This window comes from Streptomyces sp. NBC_00859 (genome assembly GCF_045161865.1).
Taxonomy (GTDB): domain Bacteria; phylum Actinomycetota; class Actinomycetes; order Streptomycetales; family Streptomycetaceae; genus Streptomyces.
Genome location: NZ_CP108826.1, coordinates 7,334,087 through 7,354,160 on the forward strand (window position 1 = coordinate 7,334,087; position 20,074 = coordinate 7,354,160).

A 20,074-nucleotide genomic window follows, 5' to 3' on the forward strand; every position below is an offset into this window, starting at 1 on the left:
GTGGCGCTCAGGCGGGCACCATCCGCGCCGTGGGCGCCGGGCGGGGCAGCCCCAGCATGTCCAGCGCCGCATCCGTGCCGTCCGCGACCCGGACGATGGAGCGCTCGCGGGCCGTGAAGAAGCCTTCTTCCTCCATCCGGTCGAGCATCGATATCAGCGGCTGGAAGAATTCCCGCACGTTGACCAGCACGACCGGCTTTTGGTGATAGCCCAGCTGGTTCCAGGTTGCCACCTCCATCAGTTCGTCCAGAGTGCCGAATCCGCCGGGCAGCACCAGAAATGCGTCCGAGAGCCGGTATATCAGGGCCTTGCGCTCGTGCATGCTGGGCACCACGAAGATCTCACCGCAGGCCTCGACGGCCCGCTCCCGCTCGTGCAGGGCGTGTGGAATCACCCCGGTCACCTTCGCGCCGGCCCGGTGCGCGGCCTGCGACACGGCGCCCATGACGCCTGAACCGCCCGCTCCGTACACCAGGTCGGCGCCTCGCCGCCCGAGCGCGTCGCCGAGCGCGGTGGCGGACTCCACGTAGAGCGGGGTCCGGCCGCCACGTGATCCGCACAGCACGCCGACGCGGCGCGCGCCTGAGGGTGGAAGAGCCATATCGAAATCCTTTCCTCGTGAGGTTCGACGGATCTTTTCCGGCAGGCTAGACAATTCACGTGGGTATTTGGGCAGGCCGGAATGGATTTCCACCGCGGGAGGAAGAACGAGGAGGAGTGGGGAGCCGTGAAAGGAGGAGCAGCGAATCCCGCACCCCATTTCCAGCAAGTGAAATAAATATTTCGAAACTCCTCGCATTCCTCTCCGGCCAGGGAGTTCTCCCTCGCGTTCCTCCAGGAATGGCCTGATCCAACGCCTCATGACCCGTCACGGCCTTGCGGAGTCGATGGACCCGAGCGCAGTATTGAAAGATGTCTTTCACGTCACGAGCGAACCCCGGAACCGGCCCCGGCCGGGTGCCGATCACCGACGTGCGCGTCCTCGGCGCCTTCGCCCACCCCCTGCGCCTGCGCCTGCTCCACCACCTGATGCGCACGGGGCCGGCCACCGCGAGCCGATGCGCCGAGGTGACGGGTGACTCGGCCTCCAACTGCAGCTACCACCTGCGCCTGCTCCACCGATACGGACTCGTCGAGCGGGCCGAGGCCGAGGAGGGTGCGGACGCGCGCGACCGGCCCTGGCGGGCCGTGGCCACCGGCTTCGACTTCCTTCCGGACGGCGACGCACCCGAGACGCTGGCCGCCCACTCCGCGGTCGTCGGCGCCGAACTGGGCGAACTCACCCGGCTGGCCAGGTCCTTCCTCGCGGGCTTCGGCTCCCTGGACGAACCCTGGCAGCGCGCAGCGGTGTTCGACTCCTACGCGCTCACCCTCACCCCGGACGAGCTGGTCCACCTCACCTCGGTCATCGACCTGCTGGTGCGGCCGTACATCATCGCCCATCGGGAACAGGTGCCGCCCGAGGCGTCCGAGATCAGCTTCAGCGTCCAGGCGTTCCGCCGCCCCAAGGAGCTCAGTTGATGAGGACATCCCGTAAACAGAAGCCCCCCGACAGCACCGGCACCGCCCGCAACTCGCCGATACACCACCAGCGTTTCCGGGCACTCTGGGCGGCCGGACTCATCGACGACACGATCGACTGGATGCTCGTCACCGCCATCCCGATCTTCGTCTACCGCATGACCGGCTCGGCCATGACGACCTCTCTCGCCTTCCTCATCGAACTCGCTCCCGGCGTCCTGGTCAGCCCCCTCGCCGGAGTCGCCGCCGACCGCCTGGACCGCAGGAAACTGCTTCTCGGCTGTACGTTGCTCCACGCGGCCCTGGTCACCCTGCTGCTCCTCGTCTCCTCCGGTGACCAGCTCTGGCTCGTCTACCTGGTGATCGCCGGGCGCGCGGTCTGCGCACAGTTCGTCCTCACCTCCAAGAACGCCCTGCTGCCGGACCTGGTCGACCCCGGACAGAGCGCGGCGGCCAGCAACCTTGTCGTCCTGAACTCCAATCTCGGCCGTCTGGGTGGCAGCCTGCTCGGCGGCATCGTGGTGGCCGGAGGGCTCCGGCCGGTCGCCGCGGCCTCGGTCGTCGGCCTGCTCCTGGCGGCCGCGGTCGTCAGCCGCATCCGCCGGCCCGAGAGCACCGGGACCGTACCCGCAGAGCCGGTACCGCCACCGGCCGAGGCCGCCGAACCGGACACATCAGGCCTGGCCCAGGTCTTCCGGCACTGGCGGGAGGGCGTCGCGGTCATCCTGGACGACCGCCGACTGCGCTTCTCGTTCCTCTCCGCGATCCTCTGCGCCATCGGACAGGGCCTGTTCGTGGTCCTGTTCGTCGTCTTCGTCGCCAAGACGCTGCACGGCAGCGATGCCCAGATCGGTCTGCTGCGCAGCGTCCAGGGCATCGGCGGCATCGCGGGCGGCCTGGTACTGGGCGCCCTGGGCACCCGTGTGCACCCCAAACCGCTCATCACCTGGGGTGCCCTCGGCTTCTCGGCCCTGGCCCTGCTGATCTGGAACGCACCCGCCACCACCGCGTTCGGCGTCTACATCGGCCTGTTCGCCGTGGTCGGCCTGCCCGGAGGCATCTACTACGCGGGCGTCCTCGGCATGGTCCAGCAACGCGTCCCACCCGGACACCTGGGCCGGGCACTCGGCTCCTTCTACGCGGCGTTCAACGGTGCCCAGGCCATCGGCATGGCCATCGCGGGCCTGCTCGCCGACCGCCTGGGCCCTGTCCCGCTGCTCAACGCCCAAGCGCTCCTCTACCTGGCAGCCGGTCTCATCACCCTGCTGGTGCTGGGTACCCGCAACGCCCCGGAAATCCAGACAGCGGAGACCCCGCACCCACCCCCGACTCCCAGCACCGACCCGAAGCCTGCGACCACCTCACGCTGACCGGCGCGCCTCTGCCCGCTCCCGAAGTCCGACAAGCTCTGCGGGGGCGGGCCAGGCACGCACGCACCGTCACGCACGCACCGCCAGGCATGCGCACACGGCGGACGGGGACGCTGCGCCGCGCGTACGGAGTTGGGCGCGATCGAGGCGGCCCGGGTGGGTCGACGGCCCGCGGCTCTCGCAGGGGAAGGCTCGCGCCTCAGAGCGGGTTCAAGCCTGCCAGCACGGCACGTTCGACGGGCGAGGGCGCCGGGCCGTGCAGGTTGAGCAGGTCCGTCGGTTCCAGCGGCGGCTGGGCGAGGAATCGCGGGGTGTCTCCACCGTGCTTCTGTGCGGCGTGGATCAGAAACGGGTGGCATAGATATACGTCCCCGGCCTCCCCGGTGGCGGCCACCTCGCGACGGTGCGCGGAGAGAGGGACGGCCTCCGCGCACAACGGGAACCACGGCCGCCCCTCCTCTCCTGCTGGAGCGAGCAGCGGTGGCAGGTCGAGGTGCGAGCCGACCCGGATACGGGTCGGCGCGTCGTCGGGGCCGACGTCGGAGAAGAGGAAGAGCATCAGCAGCGCCCGCCCGCGCGAGCGCAGATTCACCCGGTAATCGCCCGTTTCCGCGGTCCAGCCCGCGTCCAGGTGCCAGCCGTCATCACCGGGGTCCTTCTCACTCGGGAACCGGAGCGGGAAGGTGCCCAGCCCGAGCGGAGCGCGCCAGCGCCCCGCACCCACCAACTGGTCGTATACCGCGTGCAGTTCGGAAGTATTGGCCGCCTCACGGAAGGCCGGTGTGGCCATGCTGCCGATCCGTACGACCGGCTCGATCCAGCTCCCGGGGTCGTCGGCGGAGTAACCGCTCGCCTCCCACAACTGCGTGCGGCACCCCTCGGCAGTACCCCTGGGGACTGCCCCCGGGACCCGGACGAATCCGTCCGTGATGAAGGAATCGATCTCGGCGTCGGACAACATCGGTATCCCCTGCGGGTTCGGCTCGTCGGTCACCCGGCAGCTTCATCGACCCCTCGCGCGAGGGCAACTCGGTTTCCTGGTGTCAGGCGGTCCGTCGAGACACTCGATGGTGATCGACCGGACACATCCGTATGACCGGCCTGCCGCATGTCGCCTGGACGCCCGCCGAAGCGGTCCTCCCCCCGGGGGCGAGTCCGTCGACTCGGCGCGCCAGCCGTCCATCGCCGACGCCTGGCGGATCTCACCGCATGCAACGCGCGTCGGCCATTCGTCGCGTGGCGGTCCGCCTCGCGCTGCGGCGGAGCGACGAGTGACGGGGCCTGCTCTTCGGCGCCGCGCTCAAAGGAGGGGGAGTTCACGAGTGGGTCTGAGCATGGGTGTTACGAGCCGCTCAAGATCGCTTCCCGTGGCCCTGGTGATCGTTTCCCAGTACTTGGCAGGGATCGGGATGTGTGACGCGGTTATGTGTGAGGGCTCAGGCTTGCTTGTGGGTGCTACCGGGCTGATGCGATCGGTGTTTCTCCGTGCTGCGCCTGCTGGACGCGTTTGACGACCATGGCGGTGATCGATGCGAGTCTGCCTGACGGGATGAACGTCCCTTGCTTCCAGGTGTACTCGATCTTTCCGATCACGGCCCCCTGCCGGACGTTGATCCCATGGCCGGTCCAGTCCGAGGCTCCGTTGGGATCGTCGATGTCGAACCCGTCGATCTCGTCTCCGGGAGGGTTTTCGCCCACTTCATCGGGTGTTCCCTCGCCTTTGAACAGGGCTGCCGCTGTCTTGATGTCGGGAAAGGAGATCAGTCGGATGACCAGTTCCTGGTCATCCAGGTTGGTGAACCCTGCAGCTCCGGCGAAGTCCGCTTTGGCGCACCACTCATCCGGCCACCCCTCTGACTGACAGTAGATGGGATCGGTGGTGTCCCAGGTCTTCCTGATTCGCTCCTCTGAGACGTCCTCCGGCACATTGAACTGATTGGGAAGCGCGGCTTTCAGCGCTTCCTCCTCCAAGGGCGCCGACTGCGGAGTGCTGGGCTTGCCGGAATCGGCTTCGGGCGCTCCCGCGCTTTCGCTTTCAGAGGTGCAGCCGGCGCTCAGCGCGACAGCCAAGGTGACGGCGGCGAGTGTTGTGATGGTCCGAGCGCCCGTCTGTCCGGCGGTGATCATTCTGCTCCTGCGTCCAGTCACTGTGTTGTCGTGATCGCTTCACGATAGATGTCTGCGGACGTCTGCGCTCACGACTTGCACATGGCCGTGCCCCGCATGGTGCCTACCGTCCTCTTGGGCTGCGTCCCGGGCGGAAGTGGTCTGTCTATGCCGAGTGGTGGGCTCAAGGAGTGCAGAGTTGTCGGTTGCAGGTTTCATGTGCGGCACTCCGTGCATCTCTGGCATGACGTGCCAGTCGAGCGTAGGTTCCTTCCATGTCTTCCTCGATGCACAGCGCCGTGATGGCAGCGCTGGCCCTGGTCCTCGCGGTAGCCGCGGTGGTTGCGTGCCGGCCGGCCGCACGGAGAACGGGCCGACCGGTCGGCATCACGCTCGCAGCGTTGCTCGCGGTGGCGGTGTGTCTGGGGATCACGCTGCCCGATCAGATCGTCGCCGGGACCGCCGGGCGTCTCGGGGCGTGCATGACCGGCGACTCGGTCCGAACCCTCACGGGCGGCTTCGCGCACAACGCCGTCAACGTAGTGCTGTGGGTGCCCATGGGGCTGCTGGGCACGCTGGCCTGCCGGCGGCCAGTGGTCGTGGCGCTCGCCGGGTCGGCGGCGTGGGTGGTGGTCGAACTGCTCCAGACGCTCGACCCCGTACGGTCCTGCCAGCCCCTCGACTGGGCGAACAACACCCTGGGCGTCGCCGTCGGTGCGCTGCTGGGGTGGCTGATCGGCCGTGCGCGCGGGCCCCGGCCGACCGGGCGGATCGGCGCGAATTAGGGGTCCTTGCACTATGAGCGTCCGGCGAGGTCGCGTGGGCAGGCGCCTTGCGCCACGCGTGGTCGGCGCACGCGACCCGGGCGGGCATAGCGCAAGGCCCCCTCAGGGCCGCCCCGGCCGGGTCCGCCGTCCCGCTGAAGTGCACTACCGTCCCGGCTGGTTGCCGCACTCAGCGTCGCCGGCAGGCCCGGTGATGGTGTGCCGTTCCTGGCTGCTGTGTGCAACAGGCTGTGTGTAACAGGAGTGTCTTAGGAATTCGCTGAGCGGAACGGTTCACCGGGCGAGGCGGGTTCTGATGATCAGAAACGCTCGCTGGTACCGGCCCGTAAGGACCGGTCGGCGCTGCCCACCGATACTGAGGAAGAAACGATGCGCGTTCACAAGCTCACCTTCGCAGCCCTCGCCGTTGCGGCCGGTCTCTCACTGACGGCCTGCCAGAACGATGACGCCGGCGCGGGACAGAGCGACTCGTCGTCGGCGTCCGGCGCCCCCTCCGGGTCCAGCGCGTCTTCCTCGGGCAGCGGTTCGGGCTCGGACAGTTCGGATCAGGGCGGCGGGAAGGAGTCCGCCGGATCGGGCTCGAACGGGAAGAATGCCGCTGCCGGGACGGGCTCCGACGCGGCAGGCAGGGCTGCCAAGTGCCGCACCGATGATCTGGCGATCACGGCTAAGGACAACACCATCGGCGGTGACACCGACGCCACCGTCGTGGTGGAGCTGACGAACCACAGCGGCCGGGACTGCGCGATCTCCGGGTACGCGGGCGTCGATCTGAAGACCACCTCTGGGCCGCTGTCCGCGAAGCGCACTGGTCAGGAGGGCAGTCCGGGCATCCTCAAGAACGGCAGGGCGATCGACTTCCCGATCACCTACCCGTTCAACAAGTCGGGCGGATCCGGTATCCGCGTCACGGGGCTTGTGGTGACCCCGCCCGACGAGACGAAGTCGGTCACCCTTTCCTGGCCGGGCGCCCGCACGCTGCCCATCACGGACGGTTCCGGCTCTCCCGTGAAGATCGGCCCGATCGGAAGCGCCGGTCAGGGAGGCTGATCTGTCCCTGTCTCTGTCTCTGTCCCTGTTCCGTTCCGCGGAGGGCTTGTCAGGGCGACGTCGTGGATGCCGCTGGGCGTCGCTCGGCCCAGCTCACGTTCGGGAACTCGCCGGTATCGTCCCGCACCGGTTCACCTCCCGGCTCCCATTCACGGCCGTTGTTCTTGAACGGGTCGGCCAGTTCCTGCTTCTTCGTGCCCGCGCTGATCACCAGGTCCCACCGGACTGGTGGTCGCGTGCCCCTCGTTGAGGTAGTGGAACCGTGCGTCCCGCAACCGACGACAACGCCGCAGGGAGCGGGTCTCCCCACTCGAACGAAGTGGAGAGCTCGGGGGAGTGCCGGACCCCGGGCCCGCGCCATGATCCGCCGCACCGGCGCTAACGGTCCCGCATGATCGCGATGACGGTGTCGGCATCGCCGAAGACCACGCGTTCGTCCTTGTCGGGATTGACCCGGACCCCGAACCGGGGGCCGGTGCCCGATCCCGCGTGGAGCCGGTAGCCGATGACGGACCGGTCGCAGCGGCGGCCGGAGGCCACGACGTCGGCGAACGCGACTTCGGGGCCCAGAGGTACGTAGTCGGCGGCCGGACCGAGGTGGATCCTGTTGCCGCCGGCGGTGAACAGCTCCTCGAACAGGGCAGCGGTACGGGGGTTTTCGCTGATCTGCGTCATCAGGAGGCTGATGAGCCGGCCGCTGACGACGAAATCGGCACCCGGGCTCATGGGAGCGATCAGCCGGTTGCGGTCGTCGGACAGTTCGGCGACCACGTGCAGTGACCGCCCTGCCGCCTGCTCGGCGGCCCGCAGATGCAGCAAGGTCTCCAGGACGTGGTAGTCGGAGTCCGCGGTACTGACGCTCCCCGCCGCGTCCGAGCCCAGCACGATCACACTGTCGTACGCCAGGACGTGCAGGTCGTGCGGGGCCCACGGTCCGCCGGGCACCAGATCGAGGCGCGAATCCGGCCCCACGTACCGGGCGAGCTGATCGATGATCAGCGGGGCCCTGCGGTTCCACCCCATGAGCAGCATCCTCGCCGACCCGGTCTCGCGCGGTGCGGGCACGACGATCACGTTCTCGTCGAACGGGAACGGTTCGTCCGAGACGATCGCGGTGGTGTCGTCCTCCGTGATCAGGACGATGCGGTCCCCCGCGGTGATCACTGTGGAAGCGGGCGGGTTGAGCGCGGGCCGTCCGTCGGGGCGCAGCAGACCGACCACGCAGGAGCGCGCGTACGACAGCAGTGCCTCGCCGTAGGTCCGGCCGGTGAGCGCGGGCTCCTGGACGGTGTGGAACTCGCTGCCCGCGAATTCCAGTAACTCCTGGTGCACGAGGGACAGTCCGGGCTGCCGCGAGCACTGGGCGAGGAGGCGGGCGGTGATGGCGTCGATGTCCAGGACCCGGCCGCCAGGACCCGCCGCGAGCACCGCGGCCGTGTGATGGCAGGGTTCGCGCACGGCGGCGACGACGGTGGTTGAGGCGGCGTCGCCGAGGACGGTACCGAGCGCAAGCAGCGTCCTTACCACCGTCCGGTCGCCCTCGTGGTCGCCCGGCGACAGGACGATGACCGCGGCCGCCGTGTGCGGGCTGACCCGGGCCAGGACGGCGGGGTCGGTGGGCGATCCGCTGCGGCAGACCACCCGTGTGGTCCCGGTGGCGCCCACCTTCGTGGTGATCTCCTCCTCCATCTGCACCTTGTCACGCGGGGCCAGCAGCGCCACGGTGGCTCTGCGCCGATGGGCGTTGGCCGTCACCAACTCGGAGATCACCGGGAACACCTGGTCCGACCAGCCGAGGACCACGGTGTGCCGCTGCTCCACGATCGTCGAGCGCCCGAGCCGCAGTTCAAGGATTTTGTCGTTCATGCCGGTGGTGATCACGCTGACGAGCGTGGAGACGAACAGCAGACTCACCAGGGCGAGCAGCACGGACAGCACGACGAACGACGGGGCCCCGACCGCACCCCCGATCCGCAGTGTGGCGCCGACCGTGGTCCACACCGCCGCCGCCTGTCCCGCGAGCGTGACGGGCACAGGCCTGCCGACCAGCACCTGGGCCACGCTCGCCGGAATGACGACGGCCAGACAGGCGAGGGTCAGACAGGCCACCAGGGTGAGGGTGCTGCGGGCCAGGAAGTTGTCGAACCAGTACCGCAGACGGGTACGGATCCGTGCTTCTGTACGTCCGCGCATTCACCCGCCCCCCCGTCCAGCCCTGTGCGACGGATCGTTCCTACCCTTGCCGCGGCGCGCCGCCACCACCGTGACCCGAAAGGATGCGAACCGCGCAATGCGGCCGAGGCGCACCCGTCGGCGTGCTACAGCCTGTGTGGGGCGGATCATGAGACGTGTCCGGCTTGGTGACGTGTTCATGGGGCGGAGGAGACCTTACGAACACCGTGCTGAACGGGGACGGGTTGGACCCAGGGGGCATGGCGGATTGGTGATCTGTCCTGGTCCGTCAGTTGATGCCGAAGGTTTTCAGGGGACGGCGGCAGGCGCGGCCGGTGCGTCGTAGGGCCGCGGCGATGGTGGTGTCGGGCGTCCTGGCGGAGCGTGCTGATGGCGAGGTGGGGCAGACTGGCCGTGGTGCGCGGCGCCTCGGTGCGGGTTCTTGGTTCTGAAGCCGAGCGCGCAGTCCGGCTGAGCCTCTCCGCGCCCCTCTCCCGACCGTCCCCGGAGGGCTGCGGATCCGCTTGCCCGATCGACGTCGGGGACTCACCTGGCGGCTGGCACAGGGGTGGCGCACGTGCTGTCAGGGCGTGATGGTGATGACCGCCCGGTCGGTCGCCGCCGCGGTGACGGAGACCGTGAAGAGCTTGGTCGACGTGTTGTAGGCGACGGCGCCGACGCTGCCGGTGGTGGCGGTGGCGGTCGGCTTGCGGGGTGCGTAGCCGTGCAGGGTCACCGGCCCCTCCCCGACGGCGAAGGCGACCGTGGCGTGCACGCTGCCGTCGTCACTGAGGTGCGGGATGCGCTTGTCGCCGTGCGGGACGAACTTCCCCGCGTCGCCCAGGAAGGCGATACCGGAGACGCCCACCGGGGCGATGACCCAGTACGTGCCGTTCCCGACGGTGGCGTGCACACTGCCGCCCGCGCCGACCAGCCTGCCGGTGGCCGCGTAGTAGTCGTAGACATAGGCCAGGCCGGTCACGCCCACCTCCGACAAGTCGAAAGAGGTCTTCTGGGACATGCCGGTCGCCACGGTGCCCCGAGTGACGCCCAGCCAGTCGATGTTGCCGCCGTTCGACCCCGTGGTCGTGGCGCGCACGGTGTTCGCGCCCGCTGCCAGCGTGACCGTCAGGCCCACGACGCCCCATGACGTCCACCAGCCGGTCGAGGGGAACGGCACGGTGTGGGGGTCGCCGCCGTTCACCGTGACCGCGAGCGGCCGGTCGGTGAAGGAGGCGTTGGCGTAGCGGAATTGCAGTGTGTAAGTGCCCGCGGCGGGGGCCTGTACCGTCCACTCCACGTAATCGGCATCGTCGTGCCGGAAGTCGGCGAAGCCGCTGCCGGTGTAGCCGGAGTTGTCCGAGCCGACGACCGCCCCCGACAGCGTCGCGTCCTCCGCCTGGTAGATCCGTTGCGGCGCGACGAAGTTCCTGGCGTAAGCAAAGACATAACGATACGTCAGGTCTGGGGTCCGGGTGACGTGTGTGGAGGCCACCATGGCGGGCAGCTTTCCGGACGCCTCCGCGACATAAGTGGCATCGGTGGGGACGATCGGCACGTCCGGCTTGACGATGACTCCGTCGGGGCGCACCACCTGGAACAGATGGCCGGCGTTCACCTTGCCCAGCGCGTCTCCGACGCCGACCGGCCCTGCCGAAAGATTCGCCAGCAGCAGGTTGTTGAGCTCACCGCTCATGAAGACGTCGGCCCACGGCCACACCCCGAGCGCGCCGGCGAGTTGTGAGTCGTACAGGAACATGTCCCACTTCGGTCGGTCGAAGCGGTCGTCACTCACCCGCATGGTTGTCAGGTTCGGGTAGCGCGTGCTCTGCAGGTAGTCACGCGGCAGTCCCATGCAGTACTGGAGGTCCATGCCGTCTGCCGCGGCGTGGTGGGCCATGTTGTCGAAGAAAGCGTCGGCGTCGGTGAGATTCTCGGCGGGCTTGGCCTTGTTGCAGAGCCAGTCCTGCTCGTAGACGACGACCCCGGCCTCGTGCAGGGAGTCCATGACGCTCTTCCAGAACGCCGGGTCGATGATGACGTCGTCGGAGAACGCGTACTGGCCGTGGTACGGGCTCGACTGGTCCATCCACCGGGCGTGGGTGACCAGCGGCATCCCCAACTTCTTCTGGAATGCGGCGAGTCCGTCCGGGAACAGCTCCTTGTCCGCCTCGTAGCGGGAAGTGCCGTCCGGCAGGTCGTTCCAGTCGCTGTCTGGGCCCTTGGGGTACCACCAGCTGTCGAGCTGCATGTAGCCCATCGGGATCTTCAGGGACGCCCACTCGTCGCGGACGGCCAGCAGCGTGCCCGTATAGCCCTTCGACTGCTCGTACTTGTAGTAGTAGTCCGCGCCGTTGTCGGTCCAGTAACCCAGGGTGTTGAGGATCGGGCCCGCGTCGTTGGCGGGCAGAGGCTTGCCCGCGAGCCGGGTCAGCGCGCTGCCCCAGGCGCGGTGGGCGGAGCCGATACCGGCCTTGGCCGACAGAATCGTCCGCCGGGTGTACCCGGCCGGCAGGGTGCCGATCGAGCTGATCACCCCGGCCGCGATCGAGCCGTCCGGAGCTTGCGTGGTCTGCGCCTCCTGGAAGTGGTTCGCCGCCGAGAGCACGAAGGTGTTGCCCGCGTCGTCGAAGAACACCCACGGGCTGTCGGACGCGCCCGCGAAGGTGTTGAACTGGAATCTCCCGAAGCAGTCGCTGTGGCTCAGTTGGTGCCCGAGTTCCGGGTAACGGGTGAAGGTCGGGAACGGGTCGGTGTTGGCGGCCGCTGTGACGTAGGTGTCGGTGAAGACGACGGACGACGCACCGTCGTACACGCGGATGCTGCCTTTCCGCGCGCCCGACCGGAAGGTGAACCCGGTCTCGCTGTAGGTGCCCAGAGCATCCGCTCCCCTTGTGGTGGTGATCCCGGTCGCCGCCGAGCCGACCGAACCGCTGAAGGTCCAGCCCAAGGCGCTCGCGGTCACCTGCCACGTGCCTGAGGTGTGCACGCTTCCCCGCAGCACCGCCGGCCGGGCGGCGGTCGCGTTGGCCCGCACGGCCCCGCCCGTCAGTGGCAGCACAAGGGCGGCGGACCCGGCACCGGTGACTCTGAGGAAATCGCGACGGTTGAACCCGGTCATGAGGTGCTCCTCGTCTCGTTGCGGTGCAGCGCAAATCGCGCGCTGCGGAGGCAGGCGACAGTGCTTCGCTGAGGTGCGGAGGAAAACGCGCACGCTGTTCGTACGCGGGATGTCGTGGCGGGTCGGCTGTTGGGCCCGTCCGGTGCGTGGGGGTGCCGTTCGCTCGGGTGGGGGATGACGCTCAGTGTGCGGTCGTGTCGGTTTTGAGGTCAACACTCAAGACGAAGAAACATTTTTCAGCATCGTTCAGTCACCTGAATCGCTGCGTAATCAGATGGGCCTGAATGCGCCCCCTGGCAAGCCAGACCTGAGATGGAGGTACATCTGTGTTCATGGTTCAGGTCTTCATTCATGGATACAACCGTGGGCCTCTGGCCGTGTCGACCACAGCCCGCTCCACGGCCCTCGTCGGCACACGGACCCACCCCGACCGGACGAAAGGCGCCCGTCGCTCCGTACACGGGAGGCTGAACGCCTCGGAACGTGCCTCCCGTTGACCTGCTCGTGCCCGGGGCAGCCGGGGCTCCGGGTTGTTCCGGAGAGCCGGCCGCCCCGGGCACGCTGCCTGTGATGTGGCTGTGTTGGGGGCCTTCGCCCCGGTCAGCGTTCGAAGACGCCGGTCAGCCGGCCGCGGCTGAGGACGGGGGAGGTGATGGTGGGCAGGAGCGTTCGGGGTCGTGCCCGCTCCGGGGGCGCCGCTCCGGAAGCACTGCCCAAAGGGCTTTCCAGGGCGAAGAGTTGGAAGACGTACTGGTGTGGCCCGTGGCCCTTGACGGGGGCGGGGCCGTGGTAGCCGCGACCGATGGTGGACCTCAGCGCCCGTACCCCTGAGCCGGGCTGTTTCCCGGCCAGGGCGCCCGGCTCCAGTTCGCCGGCTGCCGGGTCGATCAGGGCGAGGCAGTGTACGGCGGGCTTCCCGATGGGGATATCGATGTCCTCGACGACCAGGAGGAGCTGTGCGGTGCCGGCCGGGAGCGGGCTCCAAGCCAGATGGGGGGAGAGGTCCGCGCCGCCGACGTGCTTCGCGCAGTTGTCCAGTGGCATGGAACCGCCGTCGCTGAACTGCCGGCTGGTGAGGGTCAGCAGCTCGGGGCCCTGGAGGTTGGGCATCTTCCAGGCCGTGTGGGTGTCGCCTGCTCTGCGGTTGGTCAGGAGTCGGCCGAGGAGCGTCATCGTGTGGCCTCCAGACTGTCGATGACCGCGGCCGTGGTGGTGGTCTCGCCGGTCTTGGGGAAGATCCGCTCGATGCTGTTGCGGTGGGCCTCGGCGTCCGGGTCGGCCATGGCGTCGGTGGCCAGGACGACGTGGTAGCCGCAGTCGAAGGCCGCACGGGCGGACGACTCCACACCCGAGCTGGTCGAGATACCGGTCAGTACGACCTGAGTGACCCCCAGGTCCCGCAGCAGGGTGTCCAATCCCGTGTCGTGGAAGGCGTTGCGCCGCCGCTTGGTGACCAGGTGGTCGGTCGGCTGCACATCGAGCTCATCGACGAGATCGGTCCAGCCGGGCGGGAAAGCGGTGCCCGCGCCGGGCCTGCCCTTGTCGGTGCGGCCTGCGGGCTGACCGGTCACATTCACCAGGACTACCGGCAGGTCGCGCTCGCGGAACGCCGTAGCCAGCTGCGCCGAGTGTGTGACGACCGCAGCGAAGGGGTGGTCCGGGTCGGCCGGAACGATTCCCTTCTGCAGGTCGATGACGATCAGGGCCGCCTTCGGGTCCATGGATGTCAGTGTCATGGCGCTGTCCTTCTGCTGGTGGTTTCCTCGTCGTGGCTCCCACCGAGGGCGGGAGTCGCGGCTGTGGTTGACGCTTCGCGACCGGTGGCAGGCTCTGCCGCCCCGGCCGGGCGGGCGGAGTTGGCGCCGCGTAGCAGCGAAGCGATCGCGGCGAGGAAGGCGAGGGCGGCGCCGAAGGCGAACACGACGACCAGGCCGGAGTGGAAGGGGCCGGCGATCAGGGTCGGGAAGAATTCGCGTCCGGTCAGAGCCTGTTGCTGCGCCGCTGTCAGGTGGGCCAGGGCGCCGCTGGGCTGGAGAAGGTGCTGGATCGGGTTGACGCCCAGTTGCGCGGCGAACAGCGACGAGACCGGGGGCAGGCCGCCGACCTGGGCGGCGACGTGAGCCGGTACGCCCTGCTGTTGCAGGCCGCTGGTGAGCGTGTGCGGGAGGCTGCCCGCCAGCCCCGCGATCATCAGGGAGAAGAACACGCCGATGGAGACGGCGGTGCCGGAGTTCTGGAACGTGGCGCGCATGCCGGAGGCGACACCGCGCAGGTGGGTGGGCACGCTGCCCATGATCGACGAGGAGTTGGGGGAGGCGAACATGCCGCTGGCGATCCCGTTGAGCGCGATCAGTACGGCGAAGACCCAGTAGCTGAAGTCGATCGGCAGGAGCATCAGTCCCAGGAAGCTGGCGCCGAACAGCACCGCGCCGCCGGTGGCCAGGCCCCGGGAGCCGAGCCGGTCGGACAGATACCCGGAGACGGGCCCAGCGGCGAGGAAACCGGCGGTCAGCGGCAGCATGAAGATGCCGGCCCAGAGCGGCGTGTCGCTGTAGTCGTATCCGTGCAGCGGAAGCCAGATGCCCTGCAGCCAGATGATCAGTACGAACTGCATCCCGCCGCGGCCGATCGAGATGGCCAGGCCCGCCAGATTGCCGAACGTGAAGGCCCGCAGGCGGAAGAGTCCAAGTTGGATCATCGGCGCGGAGACGCGGTTCTCGATGGCGACGAATGCCGCCAGGAGGACCAGGCCGCCGGCTATGAGTCCGTCGACCAGCGGATTCGTCCAGCCCATGGTGCGCCCGCCATAGGGCTGCAGGCCGAAGGTCACGGCGATCAGGACCGCGCTGAGGCCCACAGCGAAAGTGATGTTGCCCCACCAGTCGATCCGGCCGCCGCCGCGCTTTCCGGTCTCACGCAGGGTGCGGTAGGCCCACAGGGTGAAGAACACGCCGACAGGCACGTTCACCCAGAACACCGCCCGCCAGTCCCAGGTCGACAGCAGCCCCCCGGCGACCAGGCCGATGAACATCCCGCCAAGACCGGCGACCTGGTTGATCCCCAGGGCGAAGCCACGCTGCTCCTTGGGGAAGGCGTCCGTCAGGATCGCCGCCGAATTCGCGGTGAGCATCGAGCCGCCGACGGCCTGCACCAGTCGCCAGCCGATCAGCCACATCGCCCCGTGGCCGCCGTCGAAGGGATCGAAGGACAGCAGGATCGAGGCGACGGTGAAGACCGCGAACCCGGAGTTGTAGATCCTGACCCGGCCGTACATGTCTCCCAGGCGCCCCACCGTGACCACCAGGACGGCCTGGACCAGCCGGTACCCCATGATCATCCACAGCAGATAGGCGATGTTGCCCGGAGCCAGCGGGTCCAGGTGTACGCCGCGGAAGATCGCCGGCAGGGCGATCAGCACGATGGAGCCGTCCAGTGCGGACATGAAGACCGCGGCCGTCGTATTCGTCAGCGCCGTCCACTTGTACCGGTCGGCGGCCGAGCGGCGTGGAGCGAGTGTCCTGGGAGGATCCGTCATCAGGGTGTTTCCTCGAGGTTCCTTCGGCGTCAGATGTTCTGTGCCAGTCGCTCCAGCAGCGCGGCGGCCGCTGCGAGCTGCTTCAGCTCATCCCGGGTGAACGTGCCGCTGGTCAGGGCCTGGGCGATGAGTTCAGCCCGCGCGTTGCGCTTGTCCCTCAGCGCCTGCAGGCCGGCGTCGGTCACCGTCAGCACCACGCGCCTGCCGTCGTCCGGGTCGGGGCGGCGCTCGACCAGACCCCTGGCCCGCAGCGTGCTGAGCGTCGCTCCCATGGCCTGCGCGGTGATCTGCACATCCCGGGCCAGCGCAGAAGAGGTGGTCGGGCCCGAACGGTCCAGGTGTGACAGGGCGGTCCGCTCGGGCATCGTGAGTCCGCCGTCGGTGGGCACCTGGCGCACCCGTCGCAGCAGCACACTGAAGCTCGCCAGCAGAGCTGATGCGACTCCAGCGGGATCCAGATCGTCGTTCATGTACTAAGGCTACTTTATCAAGCAGCCTTAGTAAAATCACCCCATCATGCAGCTGTGTGCCCATGTGCTGAGCGGGTGGTGACGATGGGGGTGATGCGCAAGGACCCCTAAGCCAGCAGTTCGACGAGCCGCTCTTGGACGCCGTCCTTGCCCGCTGCCGGGCTCGGCACCAGCTTGTCCCGGGCGTGGGGGTCCCGGGAGAAGAAGTGCAGCCGCCCGTCACTCCGGGCGAGGATCAGATCGCTGCTGACGCCGGCGATCTCGGCCGACCCCTGCGCGGTGTACTGGGTGACGGTGACCAGTGCGGAACGCTCCGACGCGGTGAGTACGGCCTCGGCGTCGGTCGCCGGATCGGGATCCGCAGACGCGCCTTGCGGCAGCCAGTCCGTGAGCATCCGAAGCGCCTCGTCGAGCTTGTACAGACCGATCTGGTGGATGCCCAGCGCGTCGATGCGGACCATGAGGCAGATCTGCTCGGGCTGGGGGAGTACCAGGATCCGCCACGGCTCGCCAGGCTGTGACCCGGTCGTGCGGGCGTCAAGCACCTTGCGGGCTCTCTGCTGGAACGCCACGGCGATGCCCAGGTCGCCCTGTACCTGGACCTGCTCGCCGGTATCACCCGCGAGGAGCAGTTGCCGTGCCGCCAGTGAGCGGACGGCCTCAGCGAGTACCTCGTCCGACGGGCGGGCCTCCAGAAAGTCCACGATCGCGTCGACGGCGGTGAGCTCGGCGATGGTGTACGCACCGAGCAGTACCGGCCCGGTATGCACCAGATCCACCACGGCCGAGACCAGCCCCGCGGGGACGGATGCCGCGCCGGGGTCCGACGGTGTGGCAGCGGGAACTTCGCGCGCGTCGTCGCTCATGTCGGCCTTTCCGTCTGCCACGAGCCCGCCGCAGCCGGCACGCGGCTTTCACGTAGAACTGCGGCGGCGCTCGCCGAGGGTGTCTCGGTCACCCACACCTCGGAACTCCCGAAGAGCCCCCGCCCTGCCCTGCCGGGCAGCGACCGGCCCAGCTCGGCAGCCGGGTCCGGCCGGTCCGGGGGCGGGAACCGCGCTGCCAGATCCTGGGACACGGCAGTGGCGTCGTCAGCCTCCTCGATGCGGCGAAGTGTCTGAGTCAGCAACTGTGCGACCGGGGGTGTCAGGGACGTGGGGACTGCCAGCACCGGCGACAGGTACAACGGGTGCCGCTCAGTCATCCGGGACAGGCCCCAGGGGCCGACATTGCTGCGGGTGAGCCGGTAGACCACGTAATCCATGAGATGCCGGAGGTCGTTGAGGCTGGGCAGCTTGCGCCCGCCGAAGGCCGCCGGGGTCTTCTCCAGCTGCACCCAGGTGCCCTGGGCGGTGCGTCCGTGCAGCTTCTCCCGCACCACGTGGCCGCGCATCCCGATGTCGGGATAGAGCTTCTTGTCGATGTCCCGGTGATGGCTGGACAGACGCGGATGGCTGACCTTGTCGAACAGCCAGTCCTTGTACAACTGCGGGTCGTCCACCAGCACATGGCCACCGCACAGCACATCGTGCAACTGCGGTACCTGCAAACCGTGCTGCTCCAGATCGGAAAGGATCGTCGCTTCCTCGGGGCTCAGCCGCCGGGCTGCTTCAACCAGCCCTTTCCGGTACGCCCCCGCCCGCGCAGTGATCTCGATCATGAGCCGCACCCGGTTGCGCACCGCGTCAGCCTTCTCGGCGCGCGCGGCGTCGGCAGCCGCGTCGCCGGGCCGCTCCGTGTGTGTTGCCCATGGCAGTGTGCGCTTACGCTCCACACGCCCAGTACAGCACAGCCGGTGACCACACGCACCGGCTGCTGCTCCGGTGAGAACGTTTGGCGTCCGGCGCGGGGTGGTAGCGCTGTGCTCGTGCTGACGATGCCGATGGAAACCGATTCGCTGACAGGGCGCTTCGCCGCTGACGGCTATCTGCCCCTGCCGGATTTCCTCACCGCTGACGGCCTGCGAGTACTGCGCCAGGAGGCCGGACGGCTGGAGAGGGAGGAGGCGGCCCGGCGCGACTTCACCATGGAGTCCATGGCGCACAGCCCACGGCACATGACCACCGTCGGCGGGCACCGGATCGCCCAGGAATCCGGCGTCATCGCGAACCTGTACCGGGACCCCGCCCTGCTCGCTCTCCTCAGCACGGTCTTCGACCGCCGTGTCGTGCCGGTCGAGCAGCCGGTGGAACGGCACGTGCTCAACATCCTGCACCGCCCCGGCGACACGCACGGTGCTCACACCGACGACTACCCCCTCGCTCTGGTTCTCTTCATCGACGCACCGCCCCGTCCCGCCGACGGCGGGCTGCTGGAATTCGCCCCCGGCACAGCAGACCTCGAAGCGCTGGGCGGCTCGGGCACCCGAAGCCTGCACCACCACCCGGGCCATGCCTACCTGCTGCGCAGTGACCTCACCGCTCACCGGGTGACACCTTTGAACAGACACGGTGTGCGCCGTACCGTTCTCAACTTCGCCTACACGGTCCCGGACCGTCAGACGCAGGTCACCGACTCGGCGAGCCGTCTCTACGAGTGACACGGAGCCGGGTGACTGCAGGCTCGGCGCCCCCGGCGGCCAGGCATGGTTCTCTGGATCAACGAGCCGTTCGGTGGAGAAAGACGCAGAGCGCGTACGAGTTGCAACGCCGGCTTCCGGGGGGGGTGCCCCTATCTGTTTGGTCAAGCCGGGTGAGGATGGTTGGCATGACGGATCGGGATCGGTTGGGGCGGATGGCGGTGCACTATGCCGCTGCCGATGGGGACGTGGATGTGCTGAGGGTGCTGTTGGCTGAGGGTGCCGACCCGGGGGCTGCTGATGCCGATGGCTGGACGCCGTTGCATTTTGCGGCGCAGGCCCAGGATCCCCTGGTCGTCGAAGCCCTGCTTGCCGCCGGTGTGACGGTCGATGCTGCGGACCGTCATGGCAATACGCCGCTGTGGAGGGCGGTGTTCTGTTCGCGGGGCGAGGGCGCGGTGATTCGGCTGCTGCTGGAAGCAGGTGCCGACTCCGACCGTGTGAACGCTCATGGAGCGAGCCCGCGGACGTTGGCGGACCGGATCGCCAATCACGACGTGGCCCGCCACCTTCCGGGTTGTGAAGAGACTCTCGCCTAAGACCTGTCCCGTAACTGCTGGTCACAGGTGAGATGATCTTGCTGTGTCTGGTGTGATCACGGCGTCGGAGCCGTCCTGGATAGCCCCGTTCACCGGGCTGAGCCCGCGTATCTTCGGCAAGCTGGTGACCGCGCTGCGCCGCGAAGGTGCAGATCCGGTCCGCAAGGGCCGCCCGTGGTCTCTTCCGCTGGAGGACCGGGTGCTGCTGGTAGCGGCTTACTGGCGCACGAACTTGACGTTGCGCCAGATCGCCCCTCTCTTCGGTATCTCGAAGTCCGCGGCCGACCGCATCATCGACCACCTCGGCCCGTCCCTCGCGCTGCAGCCCCGCAAGCGGTTCCGCAAGGACACCGTGCTCATCGTGGACGGCACCCTGGTGCCCACCCGCGACCACACCATCGCCGAGCAGTCCAAGAACTACCGGTACTCCACGAACCACCAGGTCGTTATCGACGCCGACACTCGGCTCGTTGTGGTGGTCGGCCGGCCTCTGCCCGGCAACCGCAACGACTGCAAGGCGTGGGAGGAGTCCGGCGCGAAGGCCGCCGTCGGCAAGACGATGACAATCGCCGACGGCGGCTATCCGGGCACCGGGCTGGTGATGCCACACCGGCGCCGCAACGGCGAGGAACTGCCCGACTGGAAACACGCCCACAACAAGTCCCACAAACAGGTCCGCGCCCGCGTAGAGCACGTCTTCGCCCGCATGAAGACCTGGAAAATCCTCCGCGACTGCCGCCTCAAGGGCGACGGCGTCCACCACGCCATGCTCGGCATCGCCCGCCTGCACAACCTCAACCTCGCCGGATAGACGAGCGGTCGGGCTG

General features: G+C 68.5%; 19 protein-coding genes. 7 read left to right on the forward strand and 12 right to left on the reverse strand.

Going from position 1 to position 20,074, the window contains the following annotated elements; all coding sequences use genetic code 11:
• Positions 1-7 precede the first annotated feature (7 nt).
• Complete coding sequence (locus tag OG584_RS32295) at positions 8-601, reverse strand: TIGR00730 family Rossman fold protein (protein ID WP_405783142.1); 594 nt, start codon at positions 599-601, stop codon at positions 8-10.
• A gap of 311 nt (positions 602-912) precedes the next feature.
• Between OG584_RS32295 and OG584_RS32300 the strand changes: the two genes are divergently transcribed.
• Positions 913-1,521, forward strand: coding sequence for a helix-turn-helix domain-containing protein (locus OG584_RS32300; protein WP_405783144.1), 609 nt, complete (start codon positions 913-915; stop codon positions 1,519-1,521).
• The gene (locus OG584_RS32305; protein ID WP_405783146.1) at positions 1,521-2,891 is read left to right on the forward strand and encodes an MFS transporter; all 1,371 of its coding nucleotides are present in this window, start codon (positions 1,521-1,523) and stop codon (positions 2,889-2,891) included. The genes OG584_RS32300 and OG584_RS32305 overlap by 1 nt, the downstream gene beginning before the upstream one ends.
• 199 nt (positions 2,892-3,090) lie before the next feature.
• Here the strand turns inward: OG584_RS32305 and OG584_RS32310 are convergent, their stop codons facing one another.
• A complete protein-coding gene (locus tag OG584_RS32310; protein ID WP_405783147.1) occupies positions 3,091-3,885 on the reverse strand; it encodes a phytanoyl-CoA dioxygenase family protein in 795 nt (264 codons plus the stop codon).
• A gap of 461 nt (positions 3,886-4,346) precedes the next feature.
• A complete protein-coding gene (locus tag OG584_RS32315; protein WP_405783148.1) occupies positions 4,347-5,018 on the reverse strand; it encodes a hypothetical protein in 672 nt (223 codons plus the stop codon).
• A gap of 254 nt (positions 5,019-5,272) precedes the next feature.
• Here OG584_RS32315 and OG584_RS32320 point away from each other — a divergent pair, with 254 nt between their 5' ends.
• On the forward strand, positions 5,273-5,782 hold the full coding sequence (locus tag OG584_RS32320) for a VanZ family protein (protein WP_405783149.1): 510 nt from the start codon (positions 5,273-5,275) through the stop codon (positions 5,780-5,782).
• Positions 5,783-6,151: 369 nt separating this feature from the next.
• On the forward strand, positions 6,152-6,832 hold the full coding sequence (locus tag OG584_RS32325) for a DUF4232 domain-containing protein (RefSeq protein WP_405783151.1): 681 nt from the start codon (positions 6,152-6,154) through the stop codon (positions 6,830-6,832).
• A gap of 49 nt (positions 6,833-6,881) precedes the next feature.
• Here OG584_RS32325 and OG584_RS32330 read toward each other — a convergent pair whose 3' ends face one another.
• The 9 genes from OG584_RS32330 to OG584_RS32370 form a co-directional block, all read right to left on the reverse strand.
• The gene (locus OG584_RS32330; protein ID WP_405783152.1) at positions 6,882-7,043 is read right to left on the reverse strand and encodes a hypothetical protein; all 162 of its coding nucleotides are present in this window, start codon (positions 7,041-7,043) and stop codon (positions 6,882-6,884) included.
• Between the two features lie 167 nt (positions 7,044-7,210).
• On the reverse strand, positions 7,211-9,025 hold the full coding sequence (locus tag OG584_RS32335) for a CASTOR/POLLUX-related putative ion channel (RefSeq protein ID WP_405783153.1): 1,815 nt from the start codon (positions 9,023-9,025) through the stop codon (positions 7,211-7,213).
• A gap of 562 nt (positions 9,026-9,587) precedes the next feature.
• Positions 9,588-12,125, reverse strand: coding sequence for a carbohydrate-binding protein (locus OG584_RS32340; protein ID WP_405783154.1), 2,538 nt, complete (start codon positions 12,123-12,125; stop codon positions 9,588-9,590).
• A 600-nt stretch (positions 12,126-12,725) separates the two neighbouring features.
• Positions 12,726-13,298, reverse strand: coding sequence for a YbhB/YbcL family Raf kinase inhibitor-like protein (locus OG584_RS32345; protein ID WP_405783155.1), 573 nt, complete (start codon positions 13,296-13,298; stop codon positions 12,726-12,728).
• Complete coding sequence (locus OG584_RS32350) at positions 13,295-13,861, reverse strand: isochorismatase family protein (RefSeq protein ID WP_405783156.1); 567 nt, start codon at positions 13,859-13,861, stop codon at positions 13,295-13,297. The genes OG584_RS32345 and OG584_RS32350 overlap by 4 nt, the downstream gene beginning before the upstream one ends.
• Positions 13,858-15,660 (reverse strand): MFS transporter, encoded by a 1,803-nt coding sequence (locus tag OG584_RS32355; protein ID WP_405783158.1) that lies wholly within the window; start codon positions 15,658-15,660, stop codon positions 13,858-13,860. The genes OG584_RS32350 and OG584_RS32355 overlap by 4 nt, the downstream gene beginning before the upstream one ends.
• A 29-nt stretch (positions 15,661-15,689) precedes the next feature.
• The gene (locus tag OG584_RS32360) at positions 15,690-16,130 is read right to left on the reverse strand and encodes a MarR family winged helix-turn-helix transcriptional regulator (RefSeq protein ID WP_405783160.1); all 441 of its coding nucleotides are present in this window, start codon (positions 16,128-16,130) and stop codon (positions 15,690-15,692) included.
• Between the two features lie 107 nt (positions 16,131-16,237).
• Positions 16,238-16,996, reverse strand: a complete 759-nt coding sequence (locus OG584_RS32365; protein WP_405783162.1) for a hypothetical protein — start codon at positions 16,994-16,996, stop codon at positions 16,238-16,240.
• Positions 16,993-17,904, reverse strand: a complete 912-nt coding sequence (locus tag OG584_RS32370; protein ID WP_405783163.1) for a hypothetical protein — start codon at positions 17,902-17,904, stop codon at positions 16,993-16,995. Before OG584_RS32370 ends, OG584_RS32365 begins: the two co-directional genes overlap by 4 nt.
• A gap of 108 nt (positions 17,905-18,012) precedes the next feature.
• Here OG584_RS32370 and OG584_RS32375 point away from each other — a divergent pair, with 108 nt between their 5' ends.
• From OG584_RS32375 to OG584_RS32385, 3 genes are all read left to right on the forward strand, one after another.
• The gene (locus OG584_RS32375) at positions 18,013-18,669 is read left to right on the forward strand and encodes a hypothetical protein (protein WP_405783164.1); all 657 of its coding nucleotides are present in this window, start codon (positions 18,013-18,015) and stop codon (positions 18,667-18,669) included.
• Positions 18,670-18,836: 167 nt separating this feature from the next.
• Positions 18,837-19,247, forward strand: coding sequence for an ankyrin repeat domain-containing protein (locus OG584_RS32380; RefSeq protein ID WP_405774445.1), 411 nt, complete (start codon positions 18,837-18,839; stop codon positions 19,245-19,247).
• A 43-nt stretch (positions 19,248-19,290) separates the two neighbouring features.
• Entirely contained in the window at positions 19,291-20,058 is a 768-nt protein-coding gene (locus OG584_RS32385; protein ID WP_405773694.1) for a transposase, read from the forward strand.
• Positions 20,059-20,074 lie beyond the last annotated feature (16 nt).